At 70.4% G+C, this 19,835-nt stretch carries 16 protein-coding genes and 1 pseudogene; 9 read left to right on the forward strand and 8 right to left on the reverse strand.

What is annotated here, in order from left to right:
• The first annotated feature begins 17 nt into the window (after nt 1-17).
• The 7 genes and pseudogenes from AB0G15_RS12245 to AB0G15_RS12275 form a co-directional block, all read left to right on the forward strand.
• Entirely contained in the window at nt 18-770 is a 753-nt protein-coding gene (locus AB0G15_RS12245) for an SDR family NAD(P)-dependent oxidoreductase (protein ID WP_362837971.1), read from the forward strand.
• A 323-nt stretch (nt 771-1,093) separates the two neighbouring features.
• Nucleotides 1,094-1,837, forward strand: a complete 744-nt coding sequence (locus tag AB0G15_RS12250) for a phosphodiesterase (RefSeq protein ID WP_362688101.1) — start codon at nt 1,094-1,096, stop codon at nt 1,835-1,837.
• Nucleotides 1,838-2,446: 609 nt separating this feature from the next.
• Nucleotides 2,447-3,079, forward strand: a complete 633-nt coding sequence (locus tag AB0G15_RS12255; protein WP_362837973.1) for a sigma-70 family RNA polymerase sigma factor — start codon at nt 2,447-2,449, stop codon at nt 3,077-3,079.
• Nucleotides 3,076-3,801, forward strand: a complete 726-nt coding sequence (locus AB0G15_RS12260) for a zf-HC2 domain-containing protein (protein WP_362837976.1) — start codon at nt 3,076-3,078, stop codon at nt 3,799-3,801. Before AB0G15_RS12255 ends, AB0G15_RS12260 begins: the two co-directional genes overlap by 4 nt.
• 200 nt (nt 3,802-4,001) lie before the next feature.
• Nucleotides 4,002-4,943, forward strand: a complete 942-nt coding sequence (locus AB0G15_RS12265) for a CHRD domain-containing protein (protein WP_362837978.1) — start codon at nt 4,002-4,004, stop codon at nt 4,941-4,943.
• 453 nt (nt 4,944-5,396) lie between these two features.
• Nucleotides 5,397-7,706 (forward strand): catalase, encoded by a 2,310-nt coding sequence (locus AB0G15_RS12270; protein ID WP_362837980.1) that lies wholly within the window; start codon nt 5,397-5,399, stop codon nt 7,704-7,706.
• A 312-nt stretch (nt 7,707-8,018) separates the two neighbouring features.
• Nucleotides 8,019-8,129 (forward strand): annotated as a pseudogene (locus AB0G15_RS12275) (hypothetical protein); the annotation flags it as partial.
• On the opposite strand, the gene AB0G15_RS12280 reads toward AB0G15_RS12275, so the two are convergent.
• From AB0G15_RS12280 to dnaB, 5 genes are all read right to left on the reverse strand, one after another.
• Nucleotides 8,093-9,217, reverse strand: a complete 1,125-nt coding sequence (locus tag AB0G15_RS12280) for a glycosyltransferase (protein WP_362837982.1) — start codon at nt 9,215-9,217, stop codon at nt 8,093-8,095. The pseudogene AB0G15_RS12275 and the gene AB0G15_RS12280 overlap by 37 nt on opposite strands.
• The gene (locus tag AB0G15_RS12285) at nt 9,214-10,236 is read right to left on the reverse strand and encodes an iron-containing redox enzyme family protein (protein ID WP_362837984.1); all 1,023 of its coding nucleotides are present in this window, start codon (nt 10,234-10,236) and stop codon (nt 9,214-9,216) included. The genes AB0G15_RS12280 and AB0G15_RS12285 overlap by 4 nt, the downstream gene beginning before the upstream one ends.
• Nucleotides 10,237-10,544: 308 nt before the next feature.
• Nucleotides 10,545-11,084: an isochorismatase family cysteine hydrolase gene (locus AB0G15_RS12290; RefSeq protein ID WP_362837987.1), complete on the reverse strand. Its 540-nt coding sequence runs from the start codon at nt 11,082-11,084 to the stop codon at nt 10,545-10,547.
• A gap of 91 nt (nt 11,085-11,175) precedes the next feature.
• Nucleotides 11,176-11,451, reverse strand: coding sequence for a DUF2795 domain-containing protein (locus tag AB0G15_RS12295; protein WP_362837990.1), 276 nt, complete (start codon nt 11,449-11,451; stop codon nt 11,176-11,178).
• A 432-nt stretch (nt 11,452-11,883) separates the two neighbouring features.
• Nucleotides 11,884-13,239 carry a replicative DNA helicase gene (gene dnaB / locus AB0G15_RS12300; protein ID WP_344744206.1) on the reverse strand — a complete coding sequence of 452 codons (1,356 nt, stop codon included), beginning with the start codon at nt 13,237-13,239 and terminating at the stop codon, nt 11,884-11,886.
• 466 nt (nt 13,240-13,705) lie between these two features.
• Here dnaB and AB0G15_RS12305 point away from each other — a divergent pair, with 466 nt between their 5' ends.
• Both AB0G15_RS12305 and AB0G15_RS12310 read left to right on the forward strand, forming a co-directional pair.
• The gene (locus tag AB0G15_RS12305) at nt 13,706-14,974 is read left to right on the forward strand and encodes an MATE family efflux transporter (protein ID WP_362838164.1); all 1,269 of its coding nucleotides are present in this window, start codon (nt 13,706-13,708) and stop codon (nt 14,972-14,974) included.
• 279 nt (nt 14,975-15,253) lie between these two features.
• Nucleotides 15,254-16,897 (forward strand): amino acid permease, encoded by a 1,644-nt coding sequence (locus AB0G15_RS12310; protein WP_362837993.1) that lies wholly within the window; start codon nt 15,254-15,256, stop codon nt 16,895-16,897.
• Between the two features lie 51 nt (nt 16,898-16,948).
• On the opposite strand, the gene AB0G15_RS12315 is transcribed toward AB0G15_RS12310, so the two are convergent.
• The 3 genes from AB0G15_RS12315 to AB0G15_RS12325 all read right to left on the reverse strand — a co-directional run bounded on the left by AB0G15_RS12315 (nt 16,949) and on the right by AB0G15_RS12325 (nt 19,668).
• Nucleotides 16,949-17,692: an amino acid ABC transporter ATP-binding protein gene (locus AB0G15_RS12315; RefSeq protein WP_362837995.1), complete on the reverse strand. Its 744-nt coding sequence runs from the start codon at nt 17,690-17,692 to the stop codon at nt 16,949-16,951.
• A gap of 70 nt (nt 17,693-17,762) precedes the next feature.
• Nucleotides 17,763-18,629: an amino acid ABC transporter permease gene (locus AB0G15_RS12320; protein WP_362837998.1), complete on the reverse strand. Its 867-nt coding sequence runs from the start codon at nt 18,627-18,629 to the stop codon at nt 17,763-17,765.
• Between the two features lie 151 nt (nt 18,630-18,780).
• Entirely contained in the window at nt 18,781-19,668 is an 888-nt protein-coding gene (locus AB0G15_RS12325) for an ABC transporter substrate-binding protein (protein WP_362838001.1), read from the reverse strand.
• Between the last annotated feature and the right edge of the window lie 167 nt (nt 19,669-19,835).

Below are 19,835 nucleotides of genomic sequence, written 5' to 3' on the forward strand. Positions count from 1 at the left end.
TCTACTATGGAGGCGTCATGAAATTTCAGGACAAGGTGGTTCTGGTGACCGGGGGCGGCACGGGCATCGGCAGGGCCGTGGCACGCGGGTTCGCCCGCGAGGGCGCCCGCGTCGTGGTGGCCGCCCGGGGGCCGGAGGCGCTGGAGCAGACCGTGAAGCTCATCGAGTCGGACGGCGGCCGAGCCTCCGCCCTCGTCGCGGACGTCTCCGACTCCGCCTCGGTCGCCGGACTCGTCGAGCAGGTCGTGGCGCGGCACGGCGGGCTGGACATCGCGATCAACAACGCCGGGGTCTTCGCGATGGGCGAGGTCGCCGACCTGCCGGAGGAGGACTTCACCCGGGTCGTCGGCGTCAACCTGACCGGCGTCTTCCTGGCGATGAAGCACGAGATCCCGGCGATGCTGGCCGGTGGCGGCGGGGTCATCGTCAACGTCGCCTCCCAGGTGGGGGCGCACAAGCGCATACCGGGCCTCGGCGCCTACGCCGCCTCCAAGGCCGGGGTGACGGCGCTGACGCGCACCGCCGCCCTGGAGTACATCGGCCGGGGCGTCAGGATCAACGCGCTCAGCCCGGGCCCGCACGACACCTCGATGTCCATGCGGCCGGGCGAGACGGAGACCGACCGGGCCGAGCGGATCAGCCGGCAGCTCCCGATCGGCAGGGTCGGCTCCCTCGACGAGATCACCGGAACCGTCCTGTGGCTGGCCTCCGAGGAGGCGGCCTTCGTGGTCGGCGCCGACATCGTGGTGGACGGCGGCTCCACCGCCTGACCCGGCACCTCCCGATCCGGCACGCACCCGGTCCACTCGGCGCCGCCCCCGGACCCGGCGCGCATCCGGCCGCCCGGCGCCACCGCCGGATCCGGCACGCACCCGGTCGCCCGGCGCCACCGCCTGACTCGGGTCGTCTCCTGTTCCGTTCGGCTCCACCCCGGACCCGGCGTGCACCCGGCCGGCCGACACCACTACCTGACTCGGGTCGCCTCCCGGTCCGCCCGGCTCTCCCTCTCACGCCGGCTTTCCCCACCCGGTGCGTTCCTGCCCTCCGTCCCGGATGCCCGGCGACAGGAAGCCGGATATGTCACTCTTGATTGATGCTGATCCTGGCGCACGTAAGTGACGTCCACATCGACGGTTCCCCCCGCAGCATCGACAGGACCCGATCCGTCATGCGGCACCTGGAGAACCTGCCCGGCCCCCTGGACGCGGTCATGGTGACCGGCGACATCGCCGACAACGGCCTGATCGAGGAGTACGAGATCGCGCGCGAGCTCCTGACCACGCGCTATCCGACGATCATCTGCCCGGGTAACCACGACGTCCGTTCGGCGTTCCGCAAGGCGCTGCTCGACGTCGACGAGGACGGCGACGGGCCGATCAACCAGGTCCTCAGGCTCGACGGGCTCACCGTCGTGCTGTGCGACTCCAGCGTCCCCGGGCGGCCGGAGGGCTTCCTGGAGGACGAGACGGTCACCTGGTTGAACGGCGTGCTCGCCGAGACCCCGGACACCCCGGTCATCGTCGGCATGCACCACCCGCCGGTGTCGCTGGGCACCCCGTACGTGGACTCGATCCGGCTGCGGAACCCGGAGCGGCTGGAGGCGGTCGTGCGGCGGCACCCGCAGGTGGTGGCCGTCATCGCTGGTCACGCCCACACCGCGGCGAGCACCACCTTCGCGGGCCTGCCGCTGTCGGTCGCCCCGGGGGTCGTCTCCACGTTGCGGCTCAACCAGGAACTCGACGCCCCGGTCCCCGTCGACTACGACCTGCCGCCGCAGATCGCCATGCACGTCTTCGACGGCGGCCGCCTCATCACCCACGTCCGCCCGGTCCTGTGACATCACCGCGGCCCGCCCCCACGGCGTGCCGCGGCCCGAGCGGCACGCCGCACGAGACCGGCCACTTGATGTCCGCACGACGACCGGCGCCGCACCTCGTACCCCCACGATGACCGGCGCCGCGCCCGTATACGCACGACGACCGGCGCCGCACCTCGTACCCCCACGACGACCGGCGCCGCACCTCGTACCGGAAGGCCCGCACGACGATCGGTCGCGCCCCCGTACGAAGGCCGGTCCCGCACCCCGTACCCGCCGCGTCCGGCCGGGAGACGTCATGGTGACTCACCGGTTCAAATAGATGCCTTTGCCGGGAATTAACCGATTTTTCCTCTTGTGAGAAGCTAGTTCGGCTAATAATCGAAAATCCACGCGATCCGTTGAACCTCCTGGGATCCGGCGCCGTACTGCCTGCCGACACCGGAAAATCGTCCGGCGGCCGACCCCCGGAGGGCACAGCGTGATCGTGAACGCCCTGCGGCGGCCCGCTCCAGCGGGCACCGCCGTGATCGCGGAACCGCCGCCCGGCATCCGCGCCCACGATGAGGCGGGCGATACCGCACCGTGCACCCGTCACGACTCCCCTGCGCGAACCGCGGGGCGCGCGTGATGACGCGGCAAGACGCCTGCCCCTCCCCGCCGGCCGATTTTCCCGGAGAGAACCTCGACGTGAAAGCCTCCTCCTGGCCCGGTGACCGGCGGAGCCGGTCCCGCCACCTGCGACCGGTCGACGCCCCCGACGACGAGCTGATCGTCGCGGAGCTGTACCGGGTGTACCACCGGCCGCTGCTCTCCTTCGTCGTACGGCTCACCCACGGCGACGTGCAGTGGGCCGAGGACGTGGTGCAGGAGACCATGGTCCGGGCATGGCGCAGCGCGGACCGATTCGACGCCGACGCGTCGTCCCTGATGCCTTGGCTGGCGACGGTCGCCAGACATATCGTGATTGACGACCAACGCCGTAAGGACGCGCGTCCCCACGAGGCGGGTGAGGGACCACTGGAGAGTGTGCCCATGCCCGATCAGATGGAAGATCTTTTGCGACAGGTCGTCGTGTCGGACGCGCTCGACTCGCTGTCTCCCGCCCACCGCGAGATCCTCAAGGAGACGGTCCTGCGCGACCGGTCGGTGAACGAGGCCGCCGAGACGCTCGGCATCCCGGTGGGCACGGTGAAGTCGAGGGCGTACTACGCCCTCCGCGCGCTGCGCGTCGCCCTTGAGGAGAGAGGGGTGACGGCATGACCTCGCAGGTGGAGCACACCGACGTGGGCGCGTACGCCCTGGGCATCCTCGAAGAGCCCGACCGGACGGCTTTCTCGAACCACCTGGCCGCGTGCCCGTCCTGCACGGCCGAGCTTCAGGAGCTGTCCGGGGTGGCGGGCGCCCTCGCCGGCATCGGACCCCTGGGAGACGAGCGCGACGACGCCGACACCGGCGACCGGGGTCCCGCCGAGGTGGTCAACCTGCTGCGCCGCCGCAAGGCGGCCGACCGGCGCGCCCGCAGGGGCACGTTCGTGATCGGCGCCGCCGCGGCCGTCACCCTGGTCGCCGGTGGGATCGCGGCGGGCACCTCGATCTCCGGCGAGAAGGGCGGGAGCGTCCCCGTCGGACACTCCGCGCACGGCCCCGCCGAGGACGCCTACCGGTCCGGCACGCCGCTCGCGGGCACGGGTGCCCCCGGTGTCACCGGCGGCCTGGTGCTGGAGACGAAGGGCTGGGGCACCCACGCCGCCCTGGAGCTCAGGGGCGTCAAGGGACCGCTGGAGTGCGAGCTGGTCGCCGTCTCCCGGACCGGCGAGCGGCGCGTGGTCACCGGATGGGCGGTGCCCGAGCGGGGCTACGGGGTGCCCGGCTCTCCCGAACCGCTCTACGTGCACGGAGGGGTCGCCTGGGGGCCGGCCGGGATAGACCGTTTCGAGGTGCGCACGACCGGCGGCGACACGCTGCTCACCGTCACGGTCTGAGCGGGACGGTCCGAGCGGGACGGTCTGATCAGGACGATCCGAGCGGGGCATCCTAGCCCTTTTCCGGAACGGGAGCGCCTCTCCGGAGCCGTTTCCTTGTGTGCTTTTTTACGTATTTGAAGATTGAACCATATGTAGCCGTGGCGCCGTACAACCGGCAGAAGAACGCAGCAGCCCCTTACAGCTACGAGAGGTTCACGATGTCCAAGCGCACCCTCACCGTCTCCGGCGTGGCCATCGCCGCGGCCCTGCTCTCCTCGGCCCTCGCCCCGGCCGCGCAGGCCGGCACAGCCGCGGCCACACAGTCCGATACCGCGAGCACAGCGGACGCCTACTTCGCGGGAACCCTGATCGGGAAGAACGAGGTGCCGGTCAGCGGCGGTCCCGCCGTCGGCGACAAGAACGGCAGGGCCCTCGCCGTGGTCCGCATCCGCGGCAACGAGGTCTCCTACGCCGTACGGTGGGAGGGGACGGCCACCCCCACCGCGTTCCACATCCACCAGGGCAAGGCCGGTAAGAACGGCGACGTGAAGGTCGGCTTCTTCATGGAGGCCCTGCCCGGTGGCAGCAAGGCCATCCTCGGCAGCGTCAAGATCAACGACGGCGGCCTGCTGTCCGGGATCAAGAAGAACCCGAAGAACTGGTACCTCAACCTGCACACCGCCGAGTTCCCGGGTGGCGCGGTGCGCGCCCAGATGCACCGGATCCACCCGACCAACCTGGCCAACGTGCTGGCCAGCGGCGTGCACCCCATCTACCACTCCAACGCCGACGGCCGCCAGGAGGTCCCGGCCCCCGGCAAGAAGGTCGGCGACCCGAACGGTCGCGCCGAGTGGCTCGTCGGCATCAAGGGCTCGAAGGTCTACTACGCCACCATCTGGGAGAAGCTCGCCGCCCCCACCAACGGCCACATCCACCGTGGCAAGCAGGGCAAGAACGGCGATGTCGTGATCGACTTCTTCGCCGACACGAACGGCCTGCCCAAGGGCGTCACCGGCATCGCCGGCACCGCGTCGGTGAAGTCCGACATCGCCCAGGGCATCAAGAAGAACCCGAAGAACTGGTACACCAACCTGCACACCACCGAGTTCGGCGGCGGCGCGGTGCGCGGCCAGCTCTACCGGTCCGGCAGCGGCTGGTAGAACGACGTCCGGGGATCACGCGGCGGTTGTGAGCGTCCGGACGCGGAGGGGATCCACGGCGGCCACGAGCCACCCGTGACCCCGGAGACGACGGCGCCCGCCACCCGGAACACGATTCCGGGCGGCGGGCGCCGTCGTGCGCCGCCGGGGTCAAACCGGTCGACGGAGCGGTCCGCGCCGGCCTCTTCCCGCTGCTCGGCCCGCCGCCGTTCACCCTCGGCTGGGACGTCGCGGGCACGGTCGAGTCCACCGGGCCCGGCGTATCCGCGTTCGCCCCGGTGACGAGGCCGGCGCCGGCCGATCCATCGATTCAAACGAGAACACCGGGGTAGGGCGTAGCGCTGCTGGCTGCGGGGGCTCTGACCTGCGTCGTCAGCGCGCATTGCTCACAGGCGGATTCGGTTCTCGGTGGCGGCGGGTGCTTCGTCGCCGTCACGATCTAGGGGGATAACGATGCAAGAGTCCCACCCGGTGAAGGACACGGTCGGCAAGATCGTCGACGCGGTGACCGACACGGTGTCCGATGCGGTGACCGGCGGCGAGCCGTCCGGAGTGATCCCCGGCCGGCCGAGTGGCGAGACGCCGTCGCTGCGGGAGCCGACCGAGCCTCGGGCGCCCCTGCCCCCCAAGCCCGACCAGAGCGGGCCGGAGGCGTTCTCCCCGACCGGGCGGCCCACCGACGTGCCGAAGGAGGCGCGGGCGCAGGGCGGGGCGTACCTGACGACCGCTCAGGGTGCACGGCTGCCCGACACCGACCACTCGCTCAAGGCCGGCCCTCGGGGTCCGGTGTTGCTGCAGGACCACCACCTGCGCGAGAAGATCATGCATTTCGATCACGAGCGCATCCCCGAGCGCGTCGTGCACGCCCGCGGGGCCGCCGCGCACGGCGTCTTTCGCGCGTACGGCACCGCCTCGACGGTGACCAAGGCCGCCTTCCTCGCCAAGGACGTCGAGACCCCGGTCTTCGTGCGGTTCTCGACCGTGCTCGGATCACGGGGCTCGGCCGACACGGTGCGCGACACCCGGGGGTTCGCGACGAAGTTCTACACCGGTGAGGGCGTCTTCGACCTGGTGGGCAACAACATCCCGGTGTTCTTCATCCAGGACGCGATCAAGTTCCCCGACATCGTCCACGCGGCCAAGCCGCATCCGGACCGGGAGATCCCCCAGGCCCAGAGCGCGCACGACACGTTCTGGGACTTCGTGTCCCTGCACACCGAGGCCACCCACCACACGCTGTGGAACATGTCCGACCGCGGCATCCCCCGCTCCTACCGGACGATGGAGGGATTCGGCGTCCACACCTTCCGGCTCGTCGACGCCGAAGGGGCGACGTCGCTGGTGAAGTTCCACTGGAAGCCCAGGGCCGGGGTGCACTCGCTGGTGTGGGAGGAGGCGCAGCTGATCAACGGCGCGGATCCGGACTTCCACCGCCGTGACCTGGCCGACGCGATCGAGGCGGGCGCCTACCCGCAGTGGGAGCTGGGCATCCAGGTCTTCCCCGACACCCCCGAGCAGACCTTCGAGGGCATCGACCTGCTGGACGCCACGAAGATCGTGCCCGAGGAGCTGGCGCCGGTCCAGCCGATCGGCCTGCTCACCCTCAACGCCAACCCGACCAACTACTTCGCCGAGACCGAGCAGGTCGCCTTCCACCCCGGTCACCTGGTGCCCGGTATCGACATCACCGACGACCCGCTGCTCGCGGGGCGGCTGTTCTCGTACCTGGACACCCAGATCAGCCGGTTGGGAGGCCCCAACTTCGGGCAGATCCCGATCAACCGCACGCACGCCCCGGTCAACGACATGCTGCGTGACGGCTTCCACCAGACGGCGGTACACGCCGGTGTCGCCCCGTACAAGCCCAACTCCCTGGACGGGGGCTGTCCCTTCTTCGCGGGGCAGCAGGAGGGCGGCTACCGGGAGACTCCCGTACAGGTACCCGCGGCGAGCAAGGTGCGTGAGGCTCCGGCGTCGTTCGCCGACCACTTCAGCCAGCCCCGCCGGTTCTGGCTGAGCCTGACCCCGCTGGAGCGCGAGCACGTCATCGCCGCGTACGCCTTCGAGCTCGGCAAGGTCTACGAGCAGCCGATCAAGGAACGCACCCTGCGGGTGCTGGCCGAGATCGACCCCTACCTGTGCGCGCAGGTGGCCGAGGGGCTGGGCCTGCCGGTTCCGGCGCCTGCGGGCCCGCTGCCGTCGGTAGAGCCCAGCCCCGCGCTCTCCCAGCTCGGGGGGACCTGGCCCGTCACCGGCCGGGTCATCGGCATCGTCGCCGGCGAGAACAGCGATCTGGAGGCGGTCCGCGCCGTCCGCCGGGCGGTCCTGGACGGCGGCATGGTGCCGCTGGTCGTCGCTCCGGCGGGCGGCCTGCTCGGGGCGGGCGGCGACGACCCCGTCCCCGTGCAGCGCACGTTCGCCACCGCCCGGTCCGTCGAGTTCGACGCCGTGGTGCTGGCCGGTGCGCCCGCGCCGGGCAAGGACGCCTACGGCGCCCGGGACGCCAAGGCCGGCAACGGCGTGCCCGCCACCGCGGGCGTCGACCCGCGGGTGCTGCTGATGCTCGGCGAGGCGTTCCGCCACGCCAAGCCGCTCGGCGGGTGGGGAGACGCCGGCCAGGCGCTCGCCGCCGCGGGAATCGACACCGCCGCACCGGGCGTGCTCGTCGCCGACGGCGGCGAGGCGGTGCTGGAGGAGATCGTCCGGCTGCTGGGGCGGCACCGGGTCTGGGACCGCTTCCCCGCCGCGGCCGAGGTCGTCTGACCCGCCGCCGGCCCGCTGCGCGGCCCGGGTCCCGGCCTCAGGAAGAAAGGCCGGGATCCGGACCGGGCCTCGCCCCCGGCGAGCTCTCCTGTCCGCCGCTCCGGCCCCGAGCCGTACGCCGCCCGCGACGGCTTCACGGCGAGCCGGGCGGGGCCGTCCTCGACGCCGAGACCGGCCCGCTGGACACGCTCACCCGAGCTGCGAGGAGGCCCGGCACGAAGCCTGGGCGAGCCGTCGAAGGAACTCCGTGAGGGAGGCGATCGGTGTTTTTGCGCGGATGCGTCGGGCACAAGGCCTCATATGGCACCAAAAATGGATGATTCGGTCAGCATCACCCCGTGTGAGGATGGGCCGCTGCTGATCCGGGGGCCGTTCACGCTGCTCACTCAGGACGGGACCGTCATCGATCCCGGCCGGGCGACGGTGGCGTTGTGCCGCTGCGGCCTGTCCTCATCCAAGCCGTTCTGCGACGGCTCGCACAAGCGGTCCGGTTTCCGGGCCGCGAGCGAGCCCGACGCGGTGGCCTGAGCTCGCGTTCTGAGCCGGCGGGACGAGTGCGCGGCGAGCGGTATCCGGCGCCCGGCGTAGAAGATCCCGCCGCGCAGGAACCGGGCCGCCAGGGCCGGCCAGCTGCAGACGGCCCGCTCCAGCAGCCACACCGGGGCGAACAGGGTGGTGGTGAAGGGAAAGACCCGCCGCCCGCCCGCGCGGCGGCGGCCGAGCTCGGCCAGGCCCATCGCCATCCCCGCACCGGCCAGGACCGGCCCCGGGCGCCGCCGCAGCAGCGCGGCGGCCAGCGCGGGCGCGATGGCGAGAAAGAACGCCATGCGGGCCGGTTGCGCGAGGTCGTCGTAGGCCTGCCGCACCCGCTGGGACCAGAAGTGGCGCGGATCGGGCGGCAGGCGGCGGACGTAGAGATCGAGGGGGCGCTCCTCGCGGCCGCCGTGGGCGCGGACGGTGCGGATGAGTTCGAGGTTCTCGAACATCACGTTCCCGTCGTAGCCGCCCATCGCCAGGAAGGTCGAGCGGCGCACCCCGAACGTACCGGGGTAGTCGGCCCCGAAACCGCGGTTGAGCAGGGTGCGGGCGCTGTCCCAGCGAGCATGCCACGGCATCGGGTCGAAGTGGTTCTGCGGGCGGACCAGGTCGGCTCCTTCCAGCAGGGCGTCGAGGCGGGCCAGTTCGCTCTCGCCGTAGCGGACGTCGTCGTCGGCGATGATCACGTGTTCGGCACGGGCCCGGCGCAGCCCGGTGATCACTCCGTTGACCTTGCCGTTGGCGAAGTCGAGGTCGCCGTCGGGCCGCAGGTGCAGCGCGAGGCCGTCCCAGCGGGCGGCGTGCCGGGCGAACAGCGTGGCCGGGGAGTCGTCGACGACGATGACACGGACGCTGGAGCGCAGCCGGCGCAGGTAGGCGGTCAGCTCCGCCAGCCCGGCGTCGTCGTTCCAGCGCAGCGGCAGCACGTAGTCCATGTCGAGATCCGTCTTCCGATCCAGGTCCAGGCCTGTCACCGGGTCCCCGCCATCAGGTCCGCCTCGCGCGCCTCGCGCAGCGAGGAGACACCGCGGCACCAGCGATCCATGACGTGCTCGGCGAAGAGCCGGTCCAGGGTCAGGGCGCAGGCCGCGCCGTACAGGACGTCACCGGCCCGCGAGGGGTGCTGCGCCACGAAGCCGCCGCACATGTCGTGCGCCGCCACCTGCTCGTGGACGGCGTCGGCCTGCACGTGCTCGTCGTAGAAACGCCGCGCCGTCTCATCCCCGCCCAGCCTGCGCAGGCCCAGGGAGTAGCTGTGGTTGGGCGCCGAGGAGGTCATCTCGAACGCCGCCAGGTGGCCCAGCAACGCTCCGAGGTGACGCCGGTGCAGCCCGAACAGCGACATGGCGTTGGAGATCGCCAGCGTGATCGCCGGGACCCGCTCCAGGTAGGCGCCGTAGGAGTCGTCCATGTCCAGCCCGCGCATCGTGGCCCTGAACAGCTCGGAATGCATCCGCTCGACGCGCCCGCCGCCGTACTCGTCGGCCTGGATCTCCACCAGCGCGGCCTTGGGGCGGCCGCTCAGCCGGGGAATCGCCCAGGTGTGCGGGTCGGCCTCCTTGAGGTGGTAGATCGACCGGTGCGCGACGAACTCGCGGAACTGCTCCAGGTCGGCCTGCCTGGCCAGGAACGCCGACAGGCGGGGACCCTCGTCGTCGGCCACCAGCTCGGCCAGGGCGCGCCGCATGGGCACACCCGGCGCGAGTGGCGGGCTCGGCGGGCGCGGCACGGCCCGTGCGAGGCCCTCCTCCCATCGCCGCTCCAGCGCCTTCCTGGCCGCGAGCAGCGACGGCTCCCACTCCCACTCCTGCCGCACCTCCTCGAAGCCCTGGTAGTGCAGTTCGTAGCAGGCGAAGAGCGCCAGCTGGAGGTCCTCATCCTCGACGGCCGGCCCCCCGGCCGGTACCGGCGGCGGATCGAAGGTGTGCGGCGGGCGCCTCAGCCGTTCGAAAAGGGCGGCGGTGAGAGGACCTCGGGGCGTGGGAAGCTGCATCACGATCTCCCATGGCGACGAAAGGCTCGGGTGAAGGACTCGGGGAGAAACTTGGCGGTCTCATCTTCCGGAAGGGCGTCTCGCCGTGAGGTCGCGCCGCTGATTCGCTCCCAACCCGATGGAGGTGCATGCCACGGTGACGGCGCGACCGTCGGTGCCGATATAGCCATATACAGTCATATATGGACTTATCGAACACGCGTACCATACGCCCCTGATGCCCTCGTCTTTCCCGAGCTAACCTCCCGGCCGTACGCATGGTGAGAAAAATCGTGATCGACAACGGGAGACGGCGTGGACGCGGCCCGTCATCCCAGGCACCGGTCGGCGGGCAGGAGATCGGCGCGCATGTTGCGCTCCATCATCCGCAGTGACGCCTCGGCGAGGTCGGGGTGGATGTGGGCCACGCAGTCGGAGGCCACCCGGACGGAGAAGTCGCGCACGTAGGCGTCCAGCGCGCTGTAGAGCACGCACTGCTCGGTGACCTGGCCGGCGAGCACGACGGTGTCGATCTCCTCGCGGCGCAGCAGGTACTCCAGTGGCGTGCCGAAGAACGCGCTGTGGCGCACCTTGGGCATGAAGGCGCAGTCGTCCGGGGGAAGCACCGGCTCGACCAGGTCGGGACGCCGGCCCTCCAGGGCGCGCCGCCGCAGGTCCTCGGTCGTGGCGGTGAAATCGCCGTGGTTGTCGTTGACGACTATCAGCCGGGCGTCTCGATGCCGGTGGGCGCGCCTCATCAGCCCCGCCAGGGGCTCCACGATCTGCTCGACACTCTTCTCCAGGGTGTCGGCGTCCTCGTGGTCGTAGGGATTCAGCATGTCCACCACGATCACCGCAACAGCACTCATGCCCTCACCCCTCATGATCGGGCCGTGGGTGATCACGGCCACCCGTACGAGAAACCGTGATCACCCGCGGGTCCCAGCCCTGTCAGGCCTGTCAGCCCTGTCCCGTCTCTTCCTTGCCGTAGCCGAGGGTCTGCGCCACCTCCGCCAGGGTGGTGAAGGTCCGCTCCGGCAGCGACCGCACCGCCTCGAGCACCGCGTCGGGCGCACCCTGCTCCTCGGCCCGGGCCAGCAGGGTGGCACGGTCGGCGGGGAAGACGTCGGCGCCGCTGATCCATCGGGCCAGTTCGCTGCGGGCCTCCACCCCCTGCGGGCTGATGCCCTGCGGCGTGCCGGGTTCGTGGCCGGGCGGCCGCGATGTCGATGTCATGTGTTCTCCTTCGATGTGATCCACAGATCTCGTTCCATGTCCCGGATCTCCCCGATCAGGGGTCGAGCTCCGGGTGAGCTTCTCGTGCCGGTGTCGCTCCTCCAGGCGCGCCGCGGCCCCGGCCTCGGACCGTGACGCCCCTTTTCTACCTGTCTACCTGCGAGTCTTCTGCCCGCGAGCGAGCCCTTACCCGCTCCCCGGCGGGCAAACATCCATGTGAGCGGCGCAGGCCCGCCGATCCGGCGAGCGCGGCGAGGACAGCGAGGACGGAGAGGACGGCAAGGGCGGGGAGGACAGGGAGGAAGCGAGAACGGGAGAACGGGAGGACGGGCCGTGCAGTGGCCGGGTGAGCTCCGGCCGAGACTCGTGGATCACACCGAACCGCGGGCGGTGGCTCGGCCGCGGGAAGCGAGGGCCCGCATCACGCGAGGTCTAGTGAGGGGCCATGTCGACGAAACGGCTGTAGTGACCCTGGAACGCCACGGTGACCGTGGCGGTGGGGCCGTTACGGTGCTTGGCCACGATCAGGTCGGCCTCACCCGCCCTGGGCGACTCGCGCTCGTAGGCGTCCTCCCGGTGGAGAAGGATGACCATGTCGGCATCCTGCTCGATGCTTCCGGACTCGCGCAGGTCGCTGACCATGGGCCTCTTGTCCGTTCGCTGCTCGGGGCCACGGTTGAGCTGGGAGATCGCGATCACCGGGACCTCCAGCTCCTTGGCGAGGAGCTTGATGGCCCGGGAGATCTCGGAGACCTCGTTCTGGCGGCTCTCGGTCTTCTTCGGCGAGGACATCAGCTGCAGGTAGTCGATGATGACGAACCGCAGGTCGTTGCGCTGCTTGAGGCGGCGGCACTTGGCCCTGATCTCCATCATCGACATGTTGGGCGAGTCGTCGATGAACAGCGGGGCCTCGGCCACCTCGCCCATCCGCCGGGCCAGCTTGGCCCAGTCGTCGTCGGTCATCGTGCCCGATCGCATGGCGTGCAGCGCCACCCGCGCCTCGGCCGACAGCAGACGCATCGTGATCTCATTGCGCGACATCTCCAGCGAGAACACCACGGTCGTCATACCGTGCTTGATAGCGGCAGACCTCGCGAAATCCAGCCCCAAAGTCGACTTGCCGATGGCGGGACGGGCGGCCACGACGATCATCTGGCCGGGGTGCAGGCCGTTGGTGAGGGAGTCGAGGTCCTGGAAGCCGGTGGGGACTCCGACCATCTGGCCGCTCCGGCCGCCGATGGCCTCCAGCTCGTCGAGGGCACCCGGCATGATGTCGGCCAGCGGGATGTAGTCCTCGGAGGTGCGGCGCTCGGTGACCTTGTAGATCTCCGCCTGGGCGCGGTCGACGAGGTCGTCGACCTCCTCGTCCTGACCGCCGTACCCGTAGGAGACGATGCGGGTGCCGGCCTCGATCAGGCGGCGGAGGATGGCCTGCTCGCGAACGATCCTGGCGTAGTAACCGGCGTTGGCCGCGGTCGGGACGACGGCGGTCAGCGTGTGGAGATAGGCGCCGCCGCCGATCCTGGCGACCTCGCCCCGCTTCTGCAGCTCGTCGAGGATGGTGACGGCGTCGGCGGGGTCGCCGCGGCCGTAGAGGTCGGTGATGATGTCGTAGATGATCTGGTGGGCCGGACGGTAGAAGTCGTCGGACCGCAGGATCTCGACCACGTCGGCGATGGCGTCCTTGGACAGCAGCATGCCGCCCAGGACCGACTGCTCGGCCTCGATGTTGTTCGGCGGGGTGCGCTCGAATCTCGGCTCGAAGACCGGCGGCTCCGCGATGCTCACCACACACCCCCTCTTTCGAACACAGTTACGTTATCTCTATTTGTAGCCGATCGGGGTGACAGTTTCGCGGCTCCGCGCCCGGCTGGCAACGCGGCCTGTCGACAGAGGTGTGGATAAGCTGTGCACTTCTTCCCCAGAGGTGTGGGCACCCTGGGGACAGTACTGTGGATAACTCTTGTCCACAGCTGTGGATAACCCTGTGACCAGGGAAAACGTCATCCACCGCCTGTGGAGAAAAGAAAGTTGGCACGACACGCCGAAAGTCGCCCCAGATGACACGCCCTGACGGGTTCATCCCACTGAAGATCCACCCGAAGGTAAGAGGCACAATGGACAAGTGCCTCTTACTCCTCGATCCGGCCGATCCGAGCCGTCCCGGCCCGGTCGATCCGGCCGGTCCGGCGAATCCGATCGGTCAGATGGGTCCGGTCGGTCAGGCGGATCCGGTCGCGACCACGACAGGCAGATCCTGCGGCTGGCGCTGCCCGCGTTCGGCGCCCTGGTGGCCGAACCGCTGTTCCTGCTGACCGACACCGTCGTCGTCGGCCGCCTGCCCGCCCCCGCGCTCGGCGCCCTGGGAGTGGCGAGCACGGTGCTGAGCTTCCTCGTGGGGCTGTGCGTGTTCCTGGCGTACGGCACGACCGCGGCGGTGGCGCGGCAGATCGGGGCGGGCGAGACAGGACGGGCGCTTCGGCAGGGGGTGGACGGTCTCTGGCTGGCCGCCGGGGTGGGACTGGCGATCATCGTGGTCGTCTGGCCCCTGGCACCCACGCTGGTTCATCTGCTCGGCGCCGAGGGCGAGCTCGCCCGGCAGGCGGTGACCTACCTGCGGATCAGCCTGCTCGGCGTCCCCGCCATGCTGCTGGTGCTCGCGGGCACGGGCGTGCTGCGCGGCATGCAGGACACCGCCACCCCGCTGCTGGTGTCGGTGGGGGCCTTCGCGCTGAACGCCGTGCTCAACATCGTGTTCGTCCTGGGACTGGGCTGGGGGATCGCGGGCTCGGCCTGGGGCACCGTGCTGGCACAGTCGCTCGCCGCCGCCGTCTATCTCCTGCTGATCCTCGTCCGGTACCGCGCGCCGTTCCGCCCCGACCTGGCGGGCGTGCGGGCGGCGGGCTCGGCCGGGATCGCTCTGATCATCCGTACGGCGTGCCTTCAGCTGGTGCTGGCCGTCGCGACCACCGCGGCCACCCGCATGGGAGAGCAGCAGATCGAGGCGCACACCGTCGCCATCAGGATCTGGACCCTGATGGCGTTCGCCCTGGACGCGATCGCCATCGCCGGGCAGGCGATCACCGGCCGCGCGCTGGGCGCCGGCGACGTGGCGGGAGCTCGCGGCGCGACCGGGAGGATGGTCGTCTGGGGGGTCGGCTCGGGCGTGCTGCTCGGCCTTCTCATCGTGCTGGCCAGGCCGTTCGTACCCGCGCTGTTCGACGCCGGCCCCGTCGTCTCCGCGGAGTTGCTCGACCTGCTCTGGGTGGTGGCCGCCCTGCAGCCCGTCGCCGGGGTGGTGTTCGTGCTGGACGGCGTGCTGATCGGAGCCGGAGACCGGCGCTACCTCGCCTGGGCGGGGGTGTGGACGACGATCGCCTACCTGCCCGCCGCTTTCCTGGTGGACCTGCGGGACGGCGGCCTGGTGGCGCTCTGGCTGGCGCTCGGGCTGTGGATGACGGCCCGGCTGGTCACCCTGTCGACGCGGGCGTACGGCAGGGCGTGGCTGGTGGTCGGCGGATGAAGCGGATGAAACGGTTGGAGCGGCCGGGTGGACGCCGAGACGCCGAGACGGCGGGACGGCGGGACGGCGGGACGGCGGGTGGTTCGCCTGTGACGGACGGTGTCCGCCGGGCAGGTGATCCAGGCGTGACACTGTGGTGTCCACGACGTGATCGGATAACCCTTGTCCGGTGGAACTCCCCTGCGGCACTGTGAAACGAGTCCAACAATATAGGGTTATCAGCCCACCACGATTGGTCACGTCGTGCCCGAAGGTCCTTCTTCGTCGATCGTTCGCCGCATGCCGCCGGGCCATGCCACAGGCCGGTTGACCGGTGCGCGCCACGGCCTTCCCACGGCCTATCGCGGGGCGGACCTCATCGTCCTCGGCATCGGGGTCATGATCGGCGCGGGCATCTTCGGCCTCGCCGGCCGCCAGGCGGCGAACATGGCCGGACCGGGCGTGATCCTCTCTTTCATGATCGCAGGAATCACCAGCCTGCTCGTGGCCTTCTGCTTCGCCGAGCTGTCCTCCGCCATGCCGAGCTCGGGAAGCGCCTACACCTTCGCCTACGTCATCTTCGGCGAGGTCTGGGCCTGGGTCGTGGGATGGGCGCTGGTCCTGGAACTCCTGCTGGCCACGGCCGCGGTGGCCCGCGCCTGGTCGCTCTACGCCGCCCAGATGCTCACCGACCTCGGCGTGCGCCTTCCCGAGGTGATCGCGGGCGTGGTCGGCCAGACCACGGGCTTCGACCTGTTCACGCTGTTCATCCTGGCGGTCCTCACGGCCGTGGTGGCCCTGGGCGCCCGTGTCGGGTTGCGCACCCTGTGGGTCATCGTGGTCGCCAAGCTGCTGGCCGTCGGCGCGGTCATCGTGGTCGGCGCCCTCCACTTCGACCAGCGCAACCTCGCGGCCATCCCGGTGCCGGCGGTGCCCGCGGGGAAGGCGGAGGAGGCCCTGGACTCCCCGCTGCTCGGCCTCCTCCTCGGCCAGACGGGCACGTTCGGCTGGTTCGGCATCTTCGCCGCCTCGGCGGCCATCACCTTCGCGTACATCGGCTTCGACGTCGTGGCCACCGCCGCCGAGGAGTCCGAGGACGCCCCGCGGTCGATCCCGAGGGGCATCATCCGCGGGCTGGTGCTCACCACGGTCATCTACATCGCGGTCGCGGTGATCATGGTCGGGATGACCCCGTATGACAAGATCTCCACGGATGCCCCGCTCGCCAGCGCCTTCCGCGAGGCGGGCGAGGGCTTCATGGTGCACGTCATCAACATCGGGGCGGTGCTCGGTCTCACCACCGTCGTCCTGGTGCTGCTCGTCGGCCTGACCCGCGTGCTGTTCTCCATGGCGCGCGACGGGCTGATCCCCCGCTCGCTCTCCAAGATCAACCGTAGCTACCGCAGCCCGACGAGGGTAACGGTGATCATCGGTTTCCTCGCGATCCTGCTGGCCGAGTTCGTGGACGTGCTGACGCTCGAACCGCTGGTCGTGATCGGGGCCCTGTTCGTGTTCATCGCCGTGGCCGGCGGGGTGGTCAGGATGCGGCAGACGATGCCGGACCTGCCCCGAGGCTTCCGCACCCCGCTCTCTCCCGGCGTGCCGATGGCCTCGATCCTCGCCTGCCTGTGGCTCATGGTGAACCTGCAGCTCATCACCTGGCTGTACTTCATCATCTGGATGGCCTTCGGCGTGCTGGTCTACCTGGTGTACGGAAGGCGCAACAGCGTGCTCGCCACGACGGCGCGGCCTCTCCCCGAGCCTCCCGCACCTCCCGCCCCGGAGCGCTACCAGTACGGCCCCGGGGACGGACGGACGGGCCCGCCCGGTCCACCCGGCCCGCCGGGACCGCCGGGCGGCCCGCCCGGTCCTCCGTTCGGCCCGCCCGGCGGTCCCGGCGGTCCCGGATCCGCCGCCGGGCCCCGCGGCAGGCACCGCCGCTGAGACCGTCCGCCGAGGCCTGGACGAGCCCCGGAATCCGGGAGCGGGAAGAGGTCAAAGGCGCCGGGCGTCGATCACACTCTGCACGAACTCCCTGGTACGAGGCTCACGAGGATCGGTGAAGATCTGCTCGGGGGTGCCTCGTTCCAGGAGCACGCCGCCGTCGAGGAAGCAGACGGTGTCGGCGATCTCCCGGCAGAAACCCATCTCGTGGGTGGTCAGGACCATGGTCATGCCCCCCTCCTTGAGCTCCCGGATGATCCCGAGCACCTCCTTGACCAGCGCCGGGTCCAGGGCCGAGGTGACCTCGTCCAGCAGCATCAGGCGAGGCTGGGTGGCCAGGGCCCTGATGATGGCGGCACGCTGCTGCTGGCCACCGGAGAGCTGGTCGGGGTAGGCGTCCGCCTTGTCCGCCAGGCCGAACCTGGCCAGCAGGTCGCGGGCCTGCGACTCGGCCTGCTTCCTGCCCGTCCTGTGCACCTTGCGCGGCGCCAGCGTGATGTTGTCCAGCACGCTCATGTGCGGGAACAGGTTGAACGCCTGGAACACGATGCCCATGCGCTTGCGCACGCCGTCGGGATCGGTCCTGGCATCGGTGATCTCCTCACCGTCCAGGGTGATCGTGCCGTCGTCGGCGGTCTCCAGCAGGTTGACGCAGCGCAGCAGGGTGGACTTGCCGGAGCCGGAGGCGCCGATCAGGCACACCACCTCGTGCGGCTCGACCTCCAGGTCGATCCCGCGCAGCACGCTGTGGCCGCGGTAGTTCTTCCACAGACCCTCGATGGCCAGCAGGCTCATGCCCTCTCCTCCCGTGCCGTCGCCGTCCCACCGGACGACGGGACGCCGCCGCCCGCCCCGGTCCGCCCGCTCACTGGCCCCGCCGCCGCTGCGAGCGGGCCGCCAGGTAGTCGGTGAAGCGGGCCATGGGGATGGTGAGCAGGATGAACAGCAGCGCCGCCGCCAGGTAGGGGGTGTAGTTGAAGGTGCTGGCGACGTGGATCTGCGCCTGCCTGAACGCCTCCAGGGGACCGATCGTGGCGACGAGCGCGGTGTCCTTCTGCAGCGAGACGAAGTCGTTGAGCAGCGGCGGCACCACCCTGCGCACGGCCTGCGGCAGCACCACGTGACGCATGGTCTGGCCGTGACTCAGCCCGAGGGACCGGGCGGCTGCCCGCTGGCTGGGGTGCACCGACTCGATGCCGGCCCGGAAGACCTCCGCCACGTACGCGCCGTACGAGAGGGTGAGCGCGATGATGCCCAGCGTCGCGAGGTCCGTCGGCGTGCCCTGCAGGCCGAGTGCGGGCAGGCCGAAGCCGACGAGGTAGATGACGAGGATCGTGGGCACGCCGCGGAAGACGTCGGTGTAGATCACCGCGAGGGCGCGCAGCGGGAAGAACACCGGCGCCGTGAGGTTGCGGGCCAGCGCGACGAGCATTCCCACCACGAGGATGAGCGGCTCGGCGATCAGGAAGATCTTGATGTTGAGCAGGAACCCGCTCAGCACGTCCGGCAGCGCCTCGATGAGCTGGTCGAGGTCGAAGAACGTCTCCCGCACCCGGGGCCAGCCCGGTGAGGTGGTGAAGAGCCAGAGCAGCAGGACGATCACGAGGATCGTCGAGACCGTCGCGACGGAGCCCGAACGGATCGACGACCTTCTGCGGAGCCGCTCCCGTTCGAGCTGCCGCTCGCTCTTCGCCCAGTCGGCGGGGACCCCCAGGCGCTCGTCGTTCCTCATCGGGCGCCGCCGTGCCGCGGGCCGTACGCGCTCCGCGCCCGCGGCGAACCCTCGGCCCCGGCCCCGGCCCCGATTACGGTTGCGGCTCTGTCTCCGGCCGTGGTTCCGGCTCCGGGCATGGGCATGGGCGACGTCGGAGGGGACTCCAGGGTCACTTCAGCTCCGGTGCGCCCGCGGCGGAGCCGAGCCACTCGGTCTCGATCTTCGCCAGCTCACCGGAGGCGGTCAGCTCGTCGATGGCCTTGTTGACGCAGCCCACCAACGGGCTGCCCTTCTCGAAGACCGCGCCGAAGACCTCGGGCTCCCCCGAGGCCGCGCCGAACTGGCCGACGATCTTGGAGTTCTCGACCTGGGCCGCGGTCACGTAGAAGGCGGTGGGCAGGTCGACCACCACGGCGTCGACCTGCTTGTTCTTCAGCGCGTTGACGGCGTCGATCTGCTCGTTGTAGACGTTGATCTCTGACGACGGCTTGATGACGTCCTTGACCGCCTGCAGCGAGGTGGTGCCGATCTGCACGCCGATCTTGGCGTCCTTCAGGCCCGCCAGATCCGTGGCGGAGGCGACCTTGGAACCGTCCAGCGCGACCACGGCCTGCTTGACCGTGTAGTAGCCCTTGCTGAAGTCGACGACCTTGGCCCGGTCGGGGGTCACCGAGACCTGGTTGACGTCGAAGTCGAACTGCTTGGCGCCCGGCGCGAACGCGGAGTCGAACTTCACCGTCGCCCAGGTGACGTCACCCTTGGCGAAGCCCAGCCGGTCCGCGACGGCGTAGGCGACCGCGCTCTCGAAGCCCTTGCCGTTGGCCGGGTCGTCGTCGCTGAACCACGGATCGTAGGCGGGCTTGTCGGTGCCGATGGTCAGCTTGCCGGGGGTCTTCAGCGCGGGACTGCCCTTGGCGCAGGCGCTGGGAGCCGTGGAGGTCCCCGAGGCGCCTGAGGACGCGGGGCTTGCCTGGGTCGTCGTTTCCGAGGCCGGCGCACAGGCCACCGCGGTCGCCGCGAGGGCACCGAGCGCGAACAGCGTCGAGGGACGGACCATGACAAAACCTCCAGGCCGAAGCAACGGTTCCCGAATTGTATGTACTCGCAGTGACCTGGGGTAACGGGGTATCAGAATATGAAATTTCCCGGCGGAAAAGGGGGTTTCCGCCAATCCTCAGGCTCCGTGGGAGGGCCGGGAAGGCCGGTATCCGCCGGCTTCCGAGC

The organism is Streptosporangium sp. NPDC023825 (genome assembly GCF_040639575.1).
Taxonomy (GTDB): domain Bacteria; phylum Actinomycetota; class Actinomycetes; order Streptosporangiales; family Streptosporangiaceae; genus Streptosporangium.

Excerpts from the sequence above, each read along its gene's own strand:
- AB0G15_RS12315 (WP_362837995.1), bottom strand. The coding sequence starts at position 17,692 with ATGAGCCTGCTGGCCATCGAGGGTCTGTGGAAGAACTACCGCGGCCAC.
- AB0G15_RS12255 (WP_362837973.1), top strand. The coding sequence starts at position 2,447 with ATGACGCGGCAAGACGCCTGCCCCTCCCCGCCGGCCGATTTTCCCGGA.
- AB0G15_RS12285 (WP_362837984.1), bottom strand. The coding sequence starts at position 10,236 with ATGCAGCTTCCCACGCCCCGAGGTCCTCTCACCGCCGCCCTTTTCGAA.
- AB0G15_RS12310 (WP_362837993.1), top strand. The coding sequence starts at position 15,254 with ATGCCGCCGGGCCATGCCACAGGCCGGTTGACCGGTGCGCGCCACGGC.
- AB0G15_RS12320 (WP_362837998.1), bottom strand. The coding sequence starts at position 18,629 with ATGAGGAACGACGAGCGCCTGGGGGTCCCCGCCGACTGGGCGAAGAGC.
- AB0G15_RS12260 (WP_362837976.1), top strand. The coding sequence starts at position 3,076 with ATGACCTCGCAGGTGGAGCACACCGACGTGGGCGCGTACGCCCTGGGC.
- AB0G15_RS12290 (WP_362837987.1), bottom strand. The coding sequence starts at position 11,084 with ATGAGTGCTGTTGCGGTGATCGTGGTGGACATGCTGAATCCCTACGAC.
- AB0G15_RS12250 (WP_362688101.1), top strand. The coding sequence starts at position 1,094 with ATGCTGATCCTGGCGCACGTAAGTGACGTCCACATCGACGGTTCCCCC.
- AB0G15_RS12325 (WP_362838001.1), bottom strand. The coding sequence starts at position 19,668 with ATGGTCCGTCCCTCGACGCTGTTCGCGCTCGGTGCCCTCGCGGCGACC.
- AB0G15_RS12295 (WP_362837990.1), bottom strand. The coding sequence starts at position 11,451 with ATGACATCGACATCGCGGCCGCCCGGCCACGAACCCGGCACGCCGCAG.
- AB0G15_RS12245 (WP_362837971.1), top strand. The coding sequence starts at position 18 with ATGAAATTTCAGGACAAGGTGGTTCTGGTGACCGGGGGCGGCACGGGC.
- AB0G15_RS12270 (WP_362837980.1), top strand. The coding sequence starts at position 5,397 with ATGCAAGAGTCCCACCCGGTGAAGGACACGGTCGGCAAGATCGTCGAC.
- AB0G15_RS12265 (WP_362837978.1), top strand. The coding sequence starts at position 4,002 with ATGTCCAAGCGCACCCTCACCGTCTCCGGCGTGGCCATCGCCGCGGCC.